The organism is Bradyrhizobium sp. USDA 4486 (genome assembly GCF_054057995.1).
In genome coordinates this window covers 3,999,308-4,015,411 of record NZ_JBSRZV010000001.1, presented here as the reverse complement: position 1 = coordinate 4,015,411, position 16,104 = coordinate 3,999,308, and the positions used below count along the sequence as shown (strand labels likewise).

The 16,104-nt window shown below is 65.3% G+C and carries 14 protein-coding genes and 1 pseudogene; 5 read left to right on the top strand and 10 right to left on the bottom strand.

The features are described from left to right. Nucleotides 1–53: 53 nt before the first annotated feature. Nucleotides 54–1,247: a M20/M25/M40 family metallo-hydrolase gene (locus ACVWY3_RS19535; protein WP_456839932.1), complete on the bottom strand. Its 1,194-nt coding sequence runs from the start codon at nucleotides 1,245–1,247 to the stop codon at nucleotides 54–56. Between the two features lie 33 nt (nucleotides 1,248–1,280). After that, complete coding sequence (locus tag ACVWY3_RS19530) at nucleotides 1,281–2,525, bottom strand: MFS transporter (RefSeq protein ID WP_456839931.1); 1,245 nt, start codon at nucleotides 2,523–2,525, stop codon at nucleotides 1,281–1,283. 191 nt (nucleotides 2,526–2,716) lie between these two features. Here ACVWY3_RS19530 and ACVWY3_RS19525 point away from each other — a divergent pair, with 191 nt between their 5' ends. Beyond that, complete coding sequence (locus tag ACVWY3_RS19525) at nucleotides 2,717–2,974, top strand: hypothetical protein (protein ID WP_456839930.1); 258 nt, start codon at nucleotides 2,717–2,719, stop codon at nucleotides 2,972–2,974. Between the two features lie 192 nt (nucleotides 2,975–3,166). Next, nucleotides 3,167–4,598, top strand: a pseudogene (locus ACVWY3_RS19520) (TAXI family TRAP transporter solute-binding subunit). A 212-nt stretch (nucleotides 4,599–4,810) separates the two neighbouring features. Here the strand turns inward: ACVWY3_RS19520 and ACVWY3_RS19515 are convergent. The 4 genes from ACVWY3_RS19515 to ACVWY3_RS19500 form a co-directional block, all read right to left on the bottom strand. Continuing rightward, entirely contained in the window at nucleotides 4,811–5,194 is a 384-nt protein-coding gene (locus ACVWY3_RS19515) for an avidin/streptavidin family protein (protein WP_456839929.1), read from the bottom strand. A 13-nt stretch (nucleotides 5,195–5,207) separates the two neighbouring features. Continuing rightward, nucleotides 5,208–6,722, bottom strand: a complete 1,515-nt coding sequence (locus ACVWY3_RS19510; protein WP_456839928.1) for a CYTH and CHAD domain-containing protein — start codon at nucleotides 6,720–6,722, stop codon at nucleotides 5,208–5,210. A 385-nt stretch (nucleotides 6,723–7,107) separates the two neighbouring features. After that, nucleotides 7,108–7,431 (bottom strand): HGGxSTG domain-containing protein, encoded by a 324-nt coding sequence (locus ACVWY3_RS19505; protein ID WP_456839927.1) that lies wholly within the window; start codon nucleotides 7,429–7,431, stop codon nucleotides 7,108–7,110. A 23-nt stretch (nucleotides 7,432–7,454) separates the two neighbouring features. After that, the gene (locus ACVWY3_RS19500) at nucleotides 7,455–8,057 is read right to left on the bottom strand and encodes a hypothetical protein (protein WP_456839926.1); all 603 of its coding nucleotides are present in this window, start codon (nucleotides 8,055–8,057) and stop codon (nucleotides 7,455–7,457) included. A 430-nt stretch (nucleotides 8,058–8,487) separates the two neighbouring features. Here ACVWY3_RS19500 and ACVWY3_RS19495 point away from each other — a divergent pair, with 430 nt between their 5' ends. Then, nucleotides 8,488–9,471 carry a Bug family tripartite tricarboxylate transporter substrate binding protein gene (locus tag ACVWY3_RS19495; RefSeq protein ID WP_456839925.1) on the top strand — a complete coding sequence of 328 codons (984 nt, stop codon included), beginning with the start codon at nucleotides 8,488–8,490 and terminating at the stop codon, nucleotides 9,469–9,471. Here ACVWY3_RS19495 and ACVWY3_RS19490 read toward each other — a convergent pair. After that, nucleotides 9,458–9,931: an NUDIX domain-containing protein gene (locus ACVWY3_RS19490; protein ID WP_456839924.1), complete on the bottom strand. Its 474-nt coding sequence runs from the start codon at nucleotides 9,929–9,931 to the stop codon at nucleotides 9,458–9,460. The genes ACVWY3_RS19495 and ACVWY3_RS19490 overlap by 14 nt on opposite strands. Nucleotides 9,932–10,029: 98 nt before the next feature. Here ACVWY3_RS19490 and ACVWY3_RS19485 point away from each other — a divergent pair, with 98 nt between their 5' ends. Further along, complete coding sequence (locus ACVWY3_RS19485; protein WP_456839923.1) at nucleotides 10,030–11,145, top strand: DUF1236 domain-containing protein; 1,116 nt, start codon at nucleotides 10,030–10,032, stop codon at nucleotides 11,143–11,145. A gap of 49 nt (nucleotides 11,146–11,194) precedes the next feature. On the opposite strand, the gene ACVWY3_RS19480 is transcribed toward ACVWY3_RS19485, so the two are convergent. The 3 genes from ACVWY3_RS19480 to ACVWY3_RS19470 all read right to left on the bottom strand — a co-directional run bounded on the left by ACVWY3_RS19480 (nucleotide 11,195) and on the right by ACVWY3_RS19470 (nucleotide 14,533). After that, complete coding sequence (locus ACVWY3_RS19480; RefSeq protein WP_456839922.1) at nucleotides 11,195–12,145, bottom strand: lytic transglycosylase domain-containing protein; 951 nt, start codon at nucleotides 12,143–12,145, stop codon at nucleotides 11,195–11,197. A 202-nt stretch (nucleotides 12,146–12,347) separates the two neighbouring features. Further along, nucleotides 12,348–13,208 (bottom strand): VOC family protein, encoded by an 861-nt coding sequence (locus ACVWY3_RS19475; protein ID WP_456839921.1) that lies wholly within the window; start codon nucleotides 13,206–13,208, stop codon nucleotides 12,348–12,350. Nucleotides 13,209–13,342: 134 nt separating this feature from the next. Further along, nucleotides 13,343–14,533: a urate hydroxylase PuuD gene (locus ACVWY3_RS19470; RefSeq protein ID WP_456839920.1), complete on the bottom strand. Its 1,191-nt coding sequence runs from the start codon at nucleotides 14,531–14,533 to the stop codon at nucleotides 13,343–13,345. 234 nt (nucleotides 14,534–14,767) lie between these two features. Here ACVWY3_RS19470 and ACVWY3_RS19465 point away from each other — a divergent pair, with 234 nt between their 5' ends. Beyond that, nucleotides 14,768–16,096, top strand: coding sequence for a PQQ-dependent sugar dehydrogenase (locus tag ACVWY3_RS19465; RefSeq protein WP_456839919.1), 1,329 nt, complete (start codon nucleotides 14,768–14,770; stop codon nucleotides 16,094–16,096). Nucleotides 16,097–16,104 lie beyond the last annotated feature (8 nt).

Sequence of the window (16,104 nt, the reverse complement as noted above, 5' to 3'; positions counted from 1 at the left end):
GGGACAGACGTGGTGGGTCACGCTTCGCTAACCCACCCTTACAGGCTACGAACTCACCGCATGGTCGCGAGCTGCACGGCCAGCGCGCACGCCCTGTCGTATTCGTCGAGATTGATCCACTCGTCGATGGTGTGCGCCTCGTTCTGCCCTGCGCCAAACGTCACGGTCGGAACGCCGTGGCGGACCATCCAGTTGGCGTCTAAGCCGCCATTGGCGGCGCGGACGTTCGGCGTGCCGCCGACCGCGGACACCGCCTCGATCGCGCGCTTCACCACGGGCAGGCTCTCCTTCATGCGGAACGGATAATAGTCGGTCTCGGCCTTGAACTTGACCTTGCCGGACTTGCCTTGCGCGTTGGTCACCTTCTTGGCCGCCCTTTCGAACGCGGCCTTGTAGGCCTTCGTGATCTCCTTGAAGAACTTTCCATCATGGCTGCGGCTCTCGCCGCGCACATGGACGTAGTCGGTGACGACATTGGTGGCATCGCCCGCGGGGCGGCCCTCGCCGCCGGTGACTGGGCCGACATTGCTGGTGCCTTGCTTCTTGCCCTTCACCACCTTGCCGAACCAGCCGCCGGCCTTCACCTCGGCAAGCGCGAGCGCCAAGATCATGGTCGAGGAGATGCCGCGCTCGGGCGCGACGCCGGCATGCGAGGCGCGGCCGAAGATCTCCACGGTCCAGCGGTCGGCGCCGACCGCGCCGATCACGACATTGGAGGCCGCGCCGCCGTCATAGTTGAAGGCCATCGCGGGCTTGCCGAGCTCCTCCAGCTTGACGTGGCGCGCGCCATAGAGCCCGCTCTCCTCGCGCACGCAGAACAACAGCGTGATCGGCGGATGGTCGAGCTTCTGCTTGGCGAGCTCGGCGGCCAGCGTCACCAGCACGCCGCAGCCGCAGCGGTTGTCGCCGCCGAGCGCGGTCTTTGCTTCGTTGACGATCTTGCGGCCGGATTTCTTGGGCTTGGCACCGGCGCAGAGCGGCACGGTGTCCATATGAGTCATGAACATGATGCGCGGCTGGTTGTGCAGCGCGCCGCGGCCGGGCAGGTCGACGATGAGGTTGCCGGTCTCGGTCGGCACGGGAATGCGGGTGTTGGCATCGTCGAGTCGAATCGCCTTCGCAGGCACGCCAGCCTCCTTCAGCGCGGCCGTGAGCTCACGCCCGATCGCCGCCTCCTGTCCGGTCACGCCCTCGACGGCGAGGAAGCGCATGAGACGGTCGGTGGCGGCTTGGTGGTCGACGGGCATGATCGATTCCTTTGGCGAACGGTGCCGGCCATCCTATGGGCTCGGCGAGGTGTAAGCCAAGAAGATCAGCACGCCGAATGCCAGCATTGCAGCCATGAACAGCAGCACCGCCGGCAGGCCCAGTGCCGCGACGGCGCCGGTGATCGACTGCATCAGCGCTGCGCCGAGGAAGAAGGCGAGGTTCAGGGCCGCGAGCGCCTTGCCTGCGGTTTGCGCGTCGACCAGCTGCCTGGACATGCCGAACAGCAGCGGCTGCGCCGAGGTCGCAAGCCCGATCAGCACGAACAGCGCGAGGTCGTATTGCGGCGGCATCACCGGCAGGCCCAGCAGCGTGGAGACCGGATAATGCGGTGCGCCGAGCGCCATCAGTGCCAGCAGCAGCGCCCCGACCAGATGCGAGCCGGCCACCAGCGCGCGGCGGCGGCCGAGCCTGCGGTCGATCATGCCGATGCACAGCGGACCCGCGATCATCGCCAGCGTGAACGCGCCGAGCTGGTTGCCGGCCTCGACCCGCGTCAGCCCCTTGACCTCCATCAGCCACGGCCCGCCCCACAGGCCGCGCAGCACCAGCGAGGTCGCCAGCGACACCAGCGCCAGCGCGATCAGGCCGCGGAGGGGCCGCGAGAGGCCGAGCCTGAGCACCTCGATCATCTGCGACAGCGGCGAAGAATCGTCCTTGTGCTCGGCCGGCTGGCTCGGCACCAGCAGGAACACGGCGAGCGCGACCGCGACGCCGCCGAGCGCGGAGATCCAGAACCCGGCGCGCCAGCCGTAATTGTCGACCACGAAGGCGAGCGGGCTCGACGACAGCAGCATGCCGATATTGCCGATCGAGAGGATCGCGCCCGACCACAGCCCGAACCGTGCCGCCGACAATTGCTTGGCGGCGAGCGTCATCGGGCACATCAGCATGCCCGAGGTCGCAATGCCCAGCAGCACCTGCCCAAGGGCAAAGCTCGCAGGTCCCATCGCAAAGCCCGACGCGATCGCGCCGACCACGGTTCCCGCGAGCAGGCTCAGCGACACCGGCCGCACGCCGAACCGGTCCATCGCCGCGCCGACCGGGATTTGCGCAGCGGCAAAGGCGAAAGGATAGACCGAGGTGAGGCTCGCCAGCGCCTGCGGCTCGATATGAAAATCCGCCGCCATCAGATCGAGGCTGACCGCCGGGATGGTGCGCAGCAAGGTCGACAGCATGTGCCCGCAGGCGAGAGCGAGCAGCGCAAAGATCAGCGCGCGGATGCCATGTCCCGCTTCATCCGTCGCAACCGCACTCATAGCGTTCCCGTCCCGGCAAGGGTTTTGGCCGGGTTACATCATTGCGGCAGGCGTGCCAATGGCGGGAGTAGGCGGCTTATCGCATGGCCCGCCAGACGTAGCGGCACAACGCTGATGTTGGCTTCCAGCCCTTGCCGGAATGGTGGCTTGCTTGTGCCAGCCACGCGGCGATAGTTTTGCGGATGCGCCGATTGGACGCTCAGCTTGCGGGCGCTTCGAAGGGCACGAGCGTGGTGATCCTTCAACCCGGCGGAAATGACCGGAGAAAGCTGGCCGCCGACAACACGCCTGAAATCCAAAGCCGGTTAGGCGCGATGGGAATCAAGGTTGTCATGCTCCCGAACGGGATGCTGCACGGACTGCCGCATAAACCGACGGGCAGCATCTCACGGCGGAAGGCTATCACATGCTGGCAGAGCAATTGGTCGGCGACGTCGCCGCCGCTCTAGGTAAATAGCGCCATTGCCCCTTGTGGCTTCGCTAGAAGGGCCCGAGAGCATCACGACGGCCGACCGGCCGGGGATCCCGAGCTCCGCCCATTTCGAGCGTCAGGCCGATGAACCGGCGCGGCCGTCAGCACGTTGTTCCCGTGAAGAACGGGTGACACGGGAAGCTGCTCCTGATTGCGATTGGCAACGACGATGACCTTTTCGGAGAATACAGGCCAGGCGACAACTGACGCCGCCCGCCGCGAGCGGAGAAGAAGCAATGCCTTGTTGTTGGTTCTCGCGGTTGGATTTCTTGTCTTTGCCGCGGCCTCGGGCGCGCTCTACTATGCGTTGCGGCCGGCGACGCTTCGGATCGCCGTTGGACCATCGGGCAGCGACGATGACAAGGTCATTCAGGCGATGGCCGATGCCTTTGGTGCCGAGAGCCGAACCGTCAGGCTGTCGCCGATCAAGACCGAAGGGGCAGCGCAGTCGCTTGCGCTGCTTGGGGCCGGCAAGGCCGACCTGGCCGTTGGCCGCGGCGACCTGGAGATGCCTGCCGACGCGCAGGAAGTCGCGGTCGTGCGCAGGAACTTCGTCGTGCTGTGGTCGCCGTCCGGACTTGCAAGCAAGACCTCGAAACGAAAGCCGACGCCGAAAATCAAGGAGGTTGCCGATCTCGCCGGGCATCATGTCGGCATCATCGGAAAGACGCCGGCGAATGCCGCGTTGCTGCGGGTCATCCTGAGCGCCTCCGGCGTCGATGCGGACAAGGTCGCAGTGACGCACTTTGGCACGGACCAGATCGAGGCACTGGCGCGCGACCCTCGCCTCGATGCCTTCATGGCAGTCGGGCCGCTCGACAGCAAGATCACATCCGACGCCATCGCAGCCAACGGCGCGCCTGCGCGGCGAGCCGAAGTTTCTCGCCGTCGAGACCTCGGAAGCGATCGCCTTGAAGCATCCCCGCTATGAATCCGAGGAGATCCCGCCCAGCGTCTTCAATGCGGATCCGGCTTGGCCGGACGACAAGGTCGAGACAGTCAGCGTCAGCCACCTGATCGTGGCGAGAAAGGCCTTGTCCGAAACGACCGTGGCCGCATTCTTCCGCCAGCTCTTTGCCGTTCGTCAGGCGATCGCCAGGCAGGTCCCAGGTGCCGCCCACATCACCAAGCCGGACCTCGAGAAGGATACCGAGCTGCCGGTACATCGTGGAGCGTCGGCCGTGATCGACGGCAACGAGCGCAGCTTTCTCGACCGCTACGGCGATTATTTCTGGTTCGGGCTGCTGCTTCTCTCCGGCATCGGCTCGGCCGCCGCCTGGTTGCGCCGCTATTTGAATCGCGACGAAAGGGAGGAAAACACCAGCCATCGCAAGAGAATCCTGGCCATGGTGTCCAGCGCGCAGACCGCGGAGTCCAACCAGCAGCTCTTGGCGCTCCAGCGCGAAGCCGACGGCATCATACGCGAAACGCTCGCGTGCTACGACGACGGCGCAATTGAGGAAGAGGAGCTCGCGGCATTCCACCTGGTTCTCGATCTGTTGAGCAACGCCATCGCCGAGAGGCGGGCCACGTTGCAACGTGCCAATGTCGAAACGGTTCGAGGAGCGACAACAATGGCGCGAGGATCAGGCGGCACGTAGACCTGCCTTTCGGAACGCCCCGCCAAAACAAAAGGGCCTGCTCGATGCCGGGGTCTGGAGTTTCTATTTCGAAAAGTATCAATATTTCGCGGCGACAGGCCCGCCGAATTTGTAGCTCAAGCGCGTGGTGATGATGTCGATGTCCTGATGGATGTAGTCCGTCCGGTTAACAAGCGTGGAAGGAGTGCACCTCAATCGGAACTAGTCGAGCCTCATCCCATCACGCTCTGGACCCGCTCGAACGTGTCGACATTGGTTGTCACGGCGCGCCACCAGTTCAGCGGCTTGAGCTTGGCGGGATCGCCTTCGCTGGCCGCGCTCAGCGCCTGGTCGGCGACCACGAACCAGGCGGTCTCCATCTTTCCGTGGCGCAACAATCCCGTGTACGAAACGACGCGGTCGCCCGTCGCCGAGGAGCCGACGGCGACAAAGCCGATGCAATTGCCCCGATGCAACCCGGCGACCTGCACCGTCTGTCCATAGAAGCCGCTGTCTTCGAGCGCGGTCTCGAATGTGCCCTCGATGCGTCCCTCCGCGTCGCTGATGATGCGCAGGATGGAGCCGAACTGGTTTCGCCAACTGCCGACCCATGACATGCGGGTTCTCCGTTCAGTTGCCCGGCACGACGCGCAGCCGGTGCAGTCGATGCAGCTCTTTCGCGGCGTCCTTCATCAGGCCGTTTGCCACCTCGCGCTCCCGGCCGACGATGAATCCCGATGCGAAAGCCTGGGCGCGTCGGTTCGCCGGCGGCGCCGTCAACGCCGCCTCGGTCGCCAGCTCGCGATGCGCCATGAAGTCGTTGAGCGACCCGAGTGCAGATTGAATCTGCTTCAGCCGCTTGGAGAGGCTTGCGAGCTGCTTGCGGCCGCGATCGCTGTAGAGGCTGTCAAAGAACTCGACGGCATAGCGGATTTTTTTGACCTTGATCCGCAGCTTGTGGCGCTGCCGCGGATCGAGATCGTCCAGCTTCTTGCCTTGCTTGCGTACCTTCCTGATCCGGCGATCCAGCACCTCGGCGGCATAAGGGGCAATCGACCCGTCGTCGCCGGCGCGGGACTGTCCGGTCTCGATCCACTCGATCACGTCGATCAGCAGGCGGCGGTAGCGGGCCGACTCGACCGCCTCGCGGGCGCGTGCGAAGGCTTCGCTTCGTTCCGTGGAAAATCGCTTGGCGATCGCGCGAGCGCCGCGTTTCGGCACGCCTTGATCGGCGATCGGCTGAATGCTTTCCTTGAGGAAGACGTCGATCTCGCGCGCCGGCGCCAGTTCGCTCGTGAGCCATTTGAGCTCGGCCTTGATCCGCTCGGTGCTGGCGCGCGGCAGGACGTCCGAGAACAGCGAGATCGCGGCCCGCAAGCGCCGCAGGCCGACGCGCATCTGATGGACGCCTTCCGAATCCATGTCCCGCACCGGATCCGCATTCGCCGTGATCTGTCGCAGCGTCGAATGCGCGATCACGCCGAAGGCATTGCGCGGCGAGAGCTCGGCTTTCAGCGCGATCGGCTCGGCGTGCTGCGCGCCTGTGCCGTTGCCGGCGACCAGTTGAAAGCCTCGCTCGGCTTTCGAGCGCAGATCGAGCTCGGCGCCCGTCTTGCGTTCGAGATTGCGCGCCAGTCGGAACAGATCGGCGACCTGGCCGGACTTCAATTCCAGCTCGAGCTCGGCAATCGGCCGCGAGCGCCGCCCCGCGCCGACGCGGCCGCGGTCGACGGCGAGCTCGATCTGGCTCCGTCGCACCCGCCTTGCCTCGGTCGTGCGATGGACCTCGGTCTGGAACACCGGCCGCAGTTTGCGCGGAAGCTTCCTGGATGAGAGGTCGTCGAGGGGCGTGTTCTTGATTTTCTTGAAATCGGGCTTTGCGCCTGCGACCTCATGTTCCCATTCGCCGCGTGTGAGGGTTCCGGAGCCGCCCGCCTTGACGGTCTGCACATAGCGATCGCCGACCTTGCGGACGCGGAGCGTGAGACCATGTCGCCTGAGCTTCAGCTTGTTCGTGTCGTAATAGGTCGACACCAGCGCCTGCTCGGACCTGTCGCCTCGTCGTCCGTTCGAATTGGCGGCGCGCAAGACCGATGACAGCTTGCGCGGCGCAAGGCGGAATTTGAGTTCCGTTTCGGCATTCATCGGGCGTGCTTCCGTTGCCGATTCAAAGTGACGCCACCGCGAAGAAGTTCCGGCTGCAGACGGACATTTCGAATCCCGATGATCCCGCGACTGATCCCGCCGCAGGCGTCATCGAAAATTCACGGAACTCCACCTGAGAAGGCTCGATTGACGAACATCATCGGGTCTTGATCGCGTCTCTTGATCACGTCTCTTGGAGGAGGCGTCCGTGAGCACAAAGAACGTCATTGCCATCCTTATCATCGTGCTTGTCCTGCCGGCGGTGCGACCGCGCTCTATCATCTGGACAACGGCGAGGGAACGCGCACCAGCCACGATATCTCGGCGAGGACGGCGTCGGACTGACCAGGCGTTGTCCACCGAAAAGCTGCTACGCGCTCCGTCCTCATCCTGACCACGCCGAAGGCGCGTCTCGAAGATGCACCACGGGTCTGGTTTCATGTCTCAGGAGTTGCGGATGGCTTTGGTCTCCGTGCGCAGTTGGCGGAGCAGTCGCTCTGCTTCCCTCAGAACGGTGCGAAACAAGCTTTCGCTCCTCAATGGCTTCGCCGGTGAAAAAGCCGTGCTTGATGGCATTGCTGTTTGCAAAGGGCGCGCCGGATCCCGCCGCGCCGCCGTGCATGCGGCAGCGAGGCCGGCCGCGCAGCGCCGGTGCGCGGCAGGGGTCGCCATCGCGCGTTTGCGCCCCGCAACGCGGGCTCGTTCGCATTGGGGCTGTGTTGCGCGCGTGACTCATGCGCCGACGGCCGCCGCGTCCACCAGGCCCGGCTGCGCAGCGATCAAGTTCGCGTGTTGTGTGAGATTGCCGACAACAGCCCTGCCGCCATCCTGCACCGACAAATTCTGCACCGTGATCGCACACGCGCCGTTGCTGCGGTGACGGTTCAAGGCCTCCACCTGGGCTGCGAAGGTGCGCGCCAGCCGGGTCAGCGCGCGCGTGAGGCTCTCCTGCTGCGACACGTCGTCGGTGCAGGCGAGACGGCAGGCGCTACGCATCGACGCGACGTGGACGCTCACCATCTGCGCCGCCAGCATGGCTTCGAACGAGTCCTTTGCCGCAATGCTCTTGAGCATCGAGACCATGAAGGCGAGATTGCCCTGGCCCGGTTTGCGTGCAACCACGCTGGCTTTCGCCAGCTGGCTCAAGAGACCATGCAGCGCGTCGCGGTCGACGGCGCCGAGCGCCTCGGCCAGCATCCTTTCGCCGGCGCTCGGATCGGGATGGTCGATCACGATGCGCCTGCGGCGGAGTTTGACTTTCGGGCTTACAATGGTCGCGGCGCGGTCGTCCGCCGCGATGAGCATCGTCTGGGTGCTCGTCGGGGATGTCGTCATGCGAGGTATCCTTTGCCCGCCCAGGCGCGAGGGCTCGCGGAGCGCGAGGCCAGTGGCGCCTGTTGCGCGGCGGTTGAGATTTGAGATGTCGGTGAGGGGTTTACGCTAGCCAGGTCGAGCCGCCCAGGATCGGGCGTAGTGCCGGCACCGCGATTGTCGCGATGATGCCATTCTGCACCTGTTTTGCCCGACGTGTCAAACCCATTTTCGGGATACGCGAAATAGACCCGCGGGTCCTTGTTCGGACGGGCGCCGCCTACTGTGCATGGGGTTGTTTTCGCGGTTTTGTCTGGATCGGGGCTCTCGCCTGCCGCGCGGCGGAATGCCGCCGTGGAAAACGCGATTGCGGAAATCGGCGCGACGGCTATTCATGGTTGGCGACGCGCCGCATCAACAACAAGCAGAGGCGCCGAGGTTGGGGAGAGAACCAATGCAACGAACGGCCCGCCTGCTGGTGCTCGTCGCCGCGCTCTGCGCCTCTGTGCTGTCCACACACGCGTTTGCGCAGAAATATCCGGCGCGTCCGGCCAAGATCATGGTCGGCTTCAGCGCCGGCGGCCCGGTCGATGTCGTCGCGCGCATCGTCGCCGACCGCCTCGGCAACAAGCTCGGGCAGCCCTTCGTGGTCGAGAACCGCGCCGGCGCCAACGGCATGATCGCCGCCGAAGGCCTGGCGCGCGCCGATGCGGACGGCTACACCATCCTTGCCTGCAACTCCTCCACCATCACCCTCAACAAGACGCTGTTCAAGGACGCCCGCTACGATCCGATAGGCGACTTCGCGCCGCTCACCACGGTCGTCTCGGCGCCGCTGGTGCTGGTGGTCAATCCGGAGAATCCCAAGACCGCTGACATCAAGACGGTTGCCGATCTCGTCGCAGCGGCTAAGGCAAGGCCGGGCGAGCTAGCCTACGGCTCCGGCGGCAACGGCAATCTCGCTCATCTCGCCATGGAGCTGCTGAGCCAGAAGGCCGGCATCAAGCTGATCCACGTGCCCTATCGCGGTGGGGCTGCGTCCGAGGTCGGCATCCTCGCGCAGGAGGTGCTCGCCGTGTTCGATCCGCTCTCCGCGGTGCCGCTGGTGAAGGCCGGCAAGCTGCGCGCGCTCGCGGTGTCCTCCGCCGAGCGGCTGCCATCGCTGCCGGATGTGCCGACGGTCGCGGAAGCCGGCTACCCCGGCTTCGACATCTCGTTCTGGGTCGGCTTCTTCATGCCGAAGGCAACGCCCGCGCCGATCCTGGAGACGCTGCATCGTGAGATCGTCGCCGCGGCAAAGGACCCGGTGTTGCAGGAGCGGCTGCAGACGCAGGGCGTCATCAGCGTGCTGAGCCCGGCCGAGTATGCCGCCAAGATCGCGAAGGAGACCAAGGATCTCGCCGAGGTCGTCGCGGCCGCGAACATCAAGGCGGAGTAGGGCGCCGGTTAATCAGTCGCGCCAGCCGCTCGAGCAACGGGCGCTGGCCCTCGTTTATCTTCCTGGCCGCTTCGTCGACCGTAAAGAACGCGGCGCGGTCGATCTCAGGAAACGCCTGTCGCTTGCCGCTGCGCGGCGGCCATTCGATCTCGAACATGTTGCTGCGGACATTGAGCGTATCGACATCGAGCGCGATGGCGAAAGCGGTGACGATCTTGCCGCCGCGCTGCTTCACCTCGCCCAGCGCAGTGAGTGGCTCGGCCACCTCGACACCGAGCTCCTCGGCGAATTCGCGCCGCGCGGCTTCCTCGGCATCTTGCCCGTCTTCATATTCGCCCTTCGGGATCGACCAGGCGCCGAGATCCTTGTTGCGCCAGAACGGGCCGCCGGGATGGACCAGCAGAACCTCGATCTCAGATCGCATGCGATAGGCGACGATCCCGGCGCTTCTCGTTGGCATCGCTGGTTCCTCATCTGTCACCGGCCCGGGAAAAACTGGAACCGAGCCTCTTAACGCAGGTTGGTAGCCATACAGAACCGGACAAGAGGAGGAGAACCATGATCCGAATGTTAGCGACGACTGCATTAGGCCTCGTGCTGGCGAATGCCGCCCTGGCGCAATCACCGGGCACGAGCTCGAAGACTGAGCAGACCCCACCATCGCAGTCAAATACGACCTCGCAGCAGACCAGCCCGGCGCCGAGCACAACCAGCCCGCAGCAATCGACAGCGCCGTCCCAGTCATCGCCGGCAGCATCGACGCAGAACACGCAGGCCCCGCCGCCATCGTCCGGCTCCGCCAACAACAGCTCGGGCACGTCGAATACGTCCAACAGCGCAGATTCATCGCGATCGCAGAGTGGGACGACGAATTCCAACACCGCCGGCAATCCGCCCGCCTCGCAGCAGGGCGCCAACCCGCCGGCGACGAACACCAACCAGGCGCAGGACCGGACCAATCCGTCATCCAGCAATCCGTCATCCAACACCAATCAGGCGCAGCAGGCGCCCAGCGCGGGAACCAACCAGGCCCAGTCGCCAAATGCATCGGGCACGAGCCAGGCGCAAGGCGAACGATCCGGAACGAACACGGCTTCCCGCACCGACGTCAATCTCGATCGGCAGCAGGAGAGCAGGATCAGCGCGTCGATCTCGCGCCTGAACGTGCGACCGCTCACCAACGTCAATTTCTCGCTGAACGTCGGCACCGTGGTGCCGCGCGACGTGCAGCTGTCGACGCTGCCGCCCGACGTGGTCGAGATCGTGCCGCAGTACCGCGGCTACAGCTTTGCGCTGGTGAAGGATCAGATCGTCGTGGTCGATCCTGCGACCTACAAGATCGTGACGGTGCTGCCGTATTCAGGACAGTCCACCGCGACGACGACCACGCGCGAGCGCAGCGCCAGCAAATTCTCGGATCGCGATCGTGAGGTGATCCGCAAGCACGTGAAAACCCGTACGGAGGGCCGTAGCGAAGCGCGCACCACCGGCAGCACCGCGCGTACCGAGATACATGTCGGTGACCGCGTCCCCGAGACCGTCGAGGTCGAGGAATTCCCGAGCACGGTCTACCAGGATGCGCCCGACCTGCGGGAATACCGCTACATCCATCGCGACACGCGGACCTATGTCATCGAGCCGCGCGAACGTCGCGTGATCGAGGAGATCGACTAGATCGCAGCACTTCGGAAGCCGCTCCTGCGAGCGGCTTCCGGTCCGCGCGTCAGCCTGAGGACCGCTCGCGTGCGGCCAAGCGGATGGCGCGGGCCTTGGCGCTCTTGCCGGCCGCGCGCGCCGCGATCATGCTGCGCGCCTTGGTGGTCTTGCGGATCACCGAGGCAAGCCGCTTGCGGGCGCGGTTGGCGGTCAAACGCGCCGCCAGTTGCTCGGCCTTGCGCATGATGGTGGTGACCGAGGGCGTGAGGTTCACCGGAACCCAGGCGACGTCTCTGGTCTTGGAGAGACTGCCGATGCCTTCGCAAGGTGCTTCACGCGGCAGGTCGATCCGGATCGCCAGCGCGTCGGCGCGCGTGGTCCAGTCTTCGGCTCGGGTGCCGGTGATGATGCGGACATAGTCGCGCGTCTCGCGCGGCAGCTCGCTCTCTTTCGCCAGCCATCTCTGGATGCGGCCGGGGCCGGCATTGTAGGCGGCCGCGGCAAGACCGAGATTGCCGAAATCGTCGCGCAGCTTGCTCAGGAATTTCGCCGATGCCGGGAGCGCCTTCATCGGATCGAAGGGATCGTCGAGGCCGACCTCGGCGGCCGTCTCCGGCATGAATTGCGCAACGCCTTGCGCGCCGGCCTGGCTGACCTCGTTGGACCTGAAGCGGCTCTCCTGCCAGATCAGGCGCGCGAAGAACGGCACCGGAATGCCGCTGGCCTCCGCGGCCTCGCGCAGCGCGTGGCAGAATTGTTCAGTCGACGAAAGCGGGGCAGGCGCGACGGTTTCGACCGCTCGCGCCGGCTCGATCGTCTCCTCATATGCAGCGCGCGCGTTCGTCAGCTCAATGGCCTGCACGCTGGAAAGGAAGAGCTCGACGAGGGGAACCAGAGAGGGCGCGCGATCGGTTTTCAGAAGGGCGTTGTCGGTGTTTTCCGCTTGCCGGGACGTCGTCGAGCCGACGTCGCACATCACGATCAGCAACGCAGCGCAAGCCGCGACGAGAAATCGCATCTCGGTCAGAGTCCTCGAACTGTGGGGAACGACCGGCATGTGCGCCGGCAACGAGGACTTCATTAACCGTAATTGCGGCGAAGCTGCGATTCCGCGGGAGGGTCGGTGTTAGTACGGGTGTTCCCGCCGCAGAACCGGCGATGCCGGCTCCGCGGATCTACGGGAGCCGCGGACAGATGCAACGTGCAAGCGGCAAGTGCGGCTACGCTTTCGCAACGAACGCGAGCAGGGTGCCGTTGGCTTTGGCCGGTGGCACGCAGATCGCGGCCCCGCTGCGTACCGCGGCCGCGCCCAGCGCCTTTTCGGTCGCGGCGATATCGCCGCTGACGAGAACGAGCGCCGCACCGCCGCGCTCGTAGAGGCCTGCGAGCGGCACGCCGGGATAGCGTTGGCCGAGCTGCTCGCGCGTCAGATAGACGAAATCGGCACGGTCGCCGCCGGAGGGCACCGTCACGGCACCATCGACCGCGGCCTTCGGTTCGCGGTCGATCAGACGCGCAAGGTGTGCGGCCTCCTTCGCCGGCTCCGGCGTTGCGATCAGGATCTGCCTGATTCGCTTGGCCGCATTGGCGTGCTTCATCAGTTCGGGGATCCACACCGTCTCGCGGGTCTTGTGCTGGCAGGCGAAGATGCGCACGCCGCCCGGTGCTTCCGCGGTCGGCCACATGAAGGCGCGGAATTTCGCCGCCGAGACGGAGCCATCAGGCAGCGTCACCGGCCGCTCGAAATCGGTCGGTCCGATCGGCATGAGGCCGCGTGCGCGGATCTCCTCGGCGCCCGCAGCGGAATCGACCGCGGTGAAAGCGATGCGCTCGATGCCTTCGCCGTGCTTGTCCAGGAAAACGCGAGCCGGCGCGTTGTGCTCGGTCGCCACCAGCACGCCGAGCAGCTCCATGTAGTCGGGATCGAACATGATGGTGTAGTTGCCGGTCCCCATATGCGGGCTGTGGGTGCCGCGCGGCGAGACGGTGAAGCCGAGCTGCCGGTAGTTCTCGGCGGCCCTGTCGAGGTCCTTCACCATGACCACGGCGTGGTCGATACCGATGACGTTCTTGAGAGTCACTGTTCTTCCCCGCATGCAAACTGACTTCGGCCGCTGCAGCGGCCGCGGATCATGTCTACGCCGGATGTGCGGTCAAGTCATTTTCAAATCGGCGGAAGATGCGGAATTTCATTCCGCCAAAGGCTGGCCCGACGTCAGCGCGCCCGCTCGAGATAGGCGGCGAGGGTGGCGCGCTCCTCGCCGGTCATCTCGGTGATGTTGCCCGGCGGCATCGCGTTGGACCAGGCCGCGACGCGGCCGATCAGGCGGATGTTGCGATGGATGTGCTCGGGCGCGTCGAGCAAAATGCCCTTCGGCGCGGTCACGATGCCGGCCCAGACCGGCTCGGCCGCATGGCACATGCTGCAGCGGGACATCACGATCTCCTCGACATTGGCGAGCGTGGGTTGGACCTGCAGCGCGCTCGTCTTCGCCTCGCGCGGACCTGTCGCGGAGAGCAGGCAGATCGCGATCGCGCCCGCCGCCGCCACACCCCACACCCACCACGGCGATTTGCGCCCGGCATGGCGCTCGTTGAAGAAGTGGCGGATCACGGGGCCGAGCGCGAGCACGATCGCGACGATGATCCAGTTGAAGCGCGTGGCGTAGAGCAAGGGATAGTGGTTGCTAATCATCAGCACGACGACAGGAAGAGTCAGATAGTTGTTGTGGACCGAGCGCTCCTTGCTGGCCTTGCCGAGTTTCGGATCGGGCGCCTCACCTGCGATCAGTGCCGCCACGATCTTCTTCTGGTTCGGGATGATCAGCGTGAAGACATTGGCGACCATGATGGTGCCGATGATCGCGCCGATCTGGTTGAAGGCGCCGCGGCCACTCAGCACATGCGTGAAGGCGTAAGTCAACGCGACCAGAAAGAGATAGCCGCCGATGGCGAAGGGCAGCTCGCGTTGCGCGAGCCCGGTGCGGCAGGCGGCCTCATAGAGCAGCCACGCCAGGGCGAGGCTGCCGAAGCTGAACAGGCCGGCCTGGAATGGCGTGAGGTCGAGGATCGACTTGTCGACCAGGAACAAATCGGCATCGAGATAATAGACCACCACCATCAGCGCGAAACCTGAGAGCCAAGTGGTGTAGGCCTCCCATTTGAACCAGGTCAGCTCGTCCGGCATCTGGCTCGGCGCGACCAGATATTTCATGATCCGGTAGAAGCCGCCGCCATGGACCTGCCAGGCCTCGCCCTGCACGCCGCCGGGCAGGTCACCTCTCGGCCTGAGGCTGAGATCGAGGGCGATGAAATAGAAGGAGCTGCCGATCCAAGCGATCGCGGCGACCACATGCAGCCAGCGGAGCAGCAGGCTCGCCCATTCCGATATGATGGATCCCCACATGATCATCCCATCAATTGCGGCCCCGATGCCGCAGCCTTGATGGCCGCAACCGGCGGCCCAGCCCCTCCAATGTGTCGCATCGATCCGTGCTATTTTCCAGTATGATGGGCCGCAGCCGATGCACATCGTGCGGGCAGGCCGTGACGTGGGATTCGGCAGGTGTTTGACCTGCCGCAGAACGTTTGCGAGTTGAACGGCGTTGATGCCGGGACAAACTGGCCGGGAGGAAGAAAGGTGAGGAACAGGGTCTCCATCGCGATGACTGCGGTCGTGGTCGCGACCGCCGCGCAGGCCGAGCCAGTGCTGCAAGGCAAGGATGCTTACGGCGATTGGCGGGCCGATAAACCCGGCACGGTCAGGCTGATCCGGCCGGAGGATCTGGTGCGGCCCGGCGCCACACGATCGGTTGCGAGCTCCGCGCGCGTGGTGTCGCGTCGATCGGAAGCCGCGCCCCAGGTGCCGGCCGGCTTCCAGATAGAGCTGTTCGCGGAAGGCCTGCGCGCGCCGCGCATCATTAGGGTCGCGCCTAATGGCGACATTTTCGTCGCGGAGACGCGGATCGGCACCATTCGTGTGCTGCGCGCCGGAGAGGACGGCAAGCTCGCGACCAACGAGGTGTTTGTCAGCGGCCTGAGGCAGCCGTTCGGCATCGCCTTCTTTCCGAACGGCGACAATCCGCAATGGGTCTACGTCGCCAATACCGATAGTGTCATCCGCTTCCCCTATCAGGCCGGCGATCTCAAGGCGCGCGGCAAGGCCGAGACGATCGTGGCCAGCCTGCCACATGACGGCGGGCATTCCACGCGTGATGTCGTCTTCACGCCAGACAACAAGCGCATGTTCGTGTCGGTCGGCTCGCTTAGCAACGTCGCCGAAGGCATGGGCACGCCGCCCGGCGGGATGGAGGCATGGGCGAAGGCGCAGCCGCTTGGCGCAGCCTGGGCGAGCGAGCTCGAGCGCGCCGCGGTACTGGCCTTCAATCCCGATGGCAAGGATCGGAAGATCTATGCCACCGGCATCCGTAACTGCGTCGGCCTTGCGGTCCAGCCGGAGACCAGCTTGCCCTGGTGCTCGACCAACGAGCGCGACGGTCTCGGCGACGATCTCGTGCCTGATTACGTGACGAGCGTGAAGGAGGGCGCCTTCTACGGCTGGCCCTGGTTCTATATCGGCGGCAACGAGGACCCGCGCCATGTCGGAGCGCGGCCGGACCTCAACGACAAGGTGACGGTGCCTGATGTCTTGATCCAGCCGCACTCGGCCTCGCTCGGCATGACCTTCTACCAGGGCGCGCAGTTTCCGTCCGAGTATCAGGGCGACGCCTTCGCCGCCGAGCACGGTTCCTGGAACAGATCGAAGCGCACCGGCTACAAGGTGATCCGCATCAGGATGAAGGACGGCAAGCCGACGGGCGAGTACGAGGATTTCGTCACTGGGTTCGTGGTGAGTGACAGCGAGGTGTGGGGACGGCCGGTCGGAGTCGCCGTGGCGAAGGATGGATCGCTGCTGGTGTCGGAGGATGGCAACGGCACGATCTGGCGGGTGACGCGCGGGCCGCAGTGACGCTTCCC

Coding starts and splice junctions, on each gene's coding strand:
- ACVWY3_RS19505 (WP_456839927.1), bottom strand. CDS start 7,431: ATGCGAACGAGCCCGCGTTGCGGGGCGCAAACGCGCGATGGCGACCCC.
- ACVWY3_RS19480 (WP_456839922.1), bottom strand. CDS start 12,145: ATGCGATTTCTCGTCGCGGCTTGCGCTGCGTTGCTGATCGTGATGTGC.
- ACVWY3_RS19500 (WP_456839926.1), bottom strand. CDS start 8,057: ATGACGACATCCCCGACGAGCACCCAGACGATGCTCATCGCGGCGGAC.
- ACVWY3_RS19510 (WP_456839928.1), bottom strand. CDS start 6,722: ATGAATGCCGAAACGGAACTCAAATTCCGCCTTGCGCCGCGCAAGCTG.
- ACVWY3_RS19530 (WP_456839931.1), bottom strand. CDS start 2,525: ATGAGTGCGGTTGCGACGGATGAAGCGGGACATGGCATCCGCGCGCTG.
- ACVWY3_RS19485 (WP_456839923.1), top strand. CDS start 10,030: ATGATCCGAATGTTAGCGACGACTGCATTAGGCCTCGTGCTGGCGAAT.
- ACVWY3_RS19490 (WP_456839924.1), bottom strand. CDS start 9,931: ATGCCAACGAGAAGCGCCGGGATCGTCGCCTATCGCATGCGATCTGAG.
- ACVWY3_RS19515 (WP_456839929.1), bottom strand. CDS start 5,194: ATGTCATGGGTCGGCAGTTGGCGAAACCAGTTCGGCTCCATCCTGCGC.
- ACVWY3_RS19470 (WP_456839920.1), bottom strand. CDS start 14,533: ATGTGGGGATCCATCATATCGGAATGGGCGAGCCTGCTGCTCCGCTGG.
- ACVWY3_RS19535 (WP_456839932.1), bottom strand. CDS start 1,247: ATGCCCGTCGACCACCAAGCCGCCACCGACCGTCTCATGCGCTTCCTC.
- ACVWY3_RS19495 (WP_456839925.1), top strand. CDS start 8,488: ATGCAACGAACGGCCCGCCTGCTGGTGCTCGTCGCCGCGCTCTGCGCC.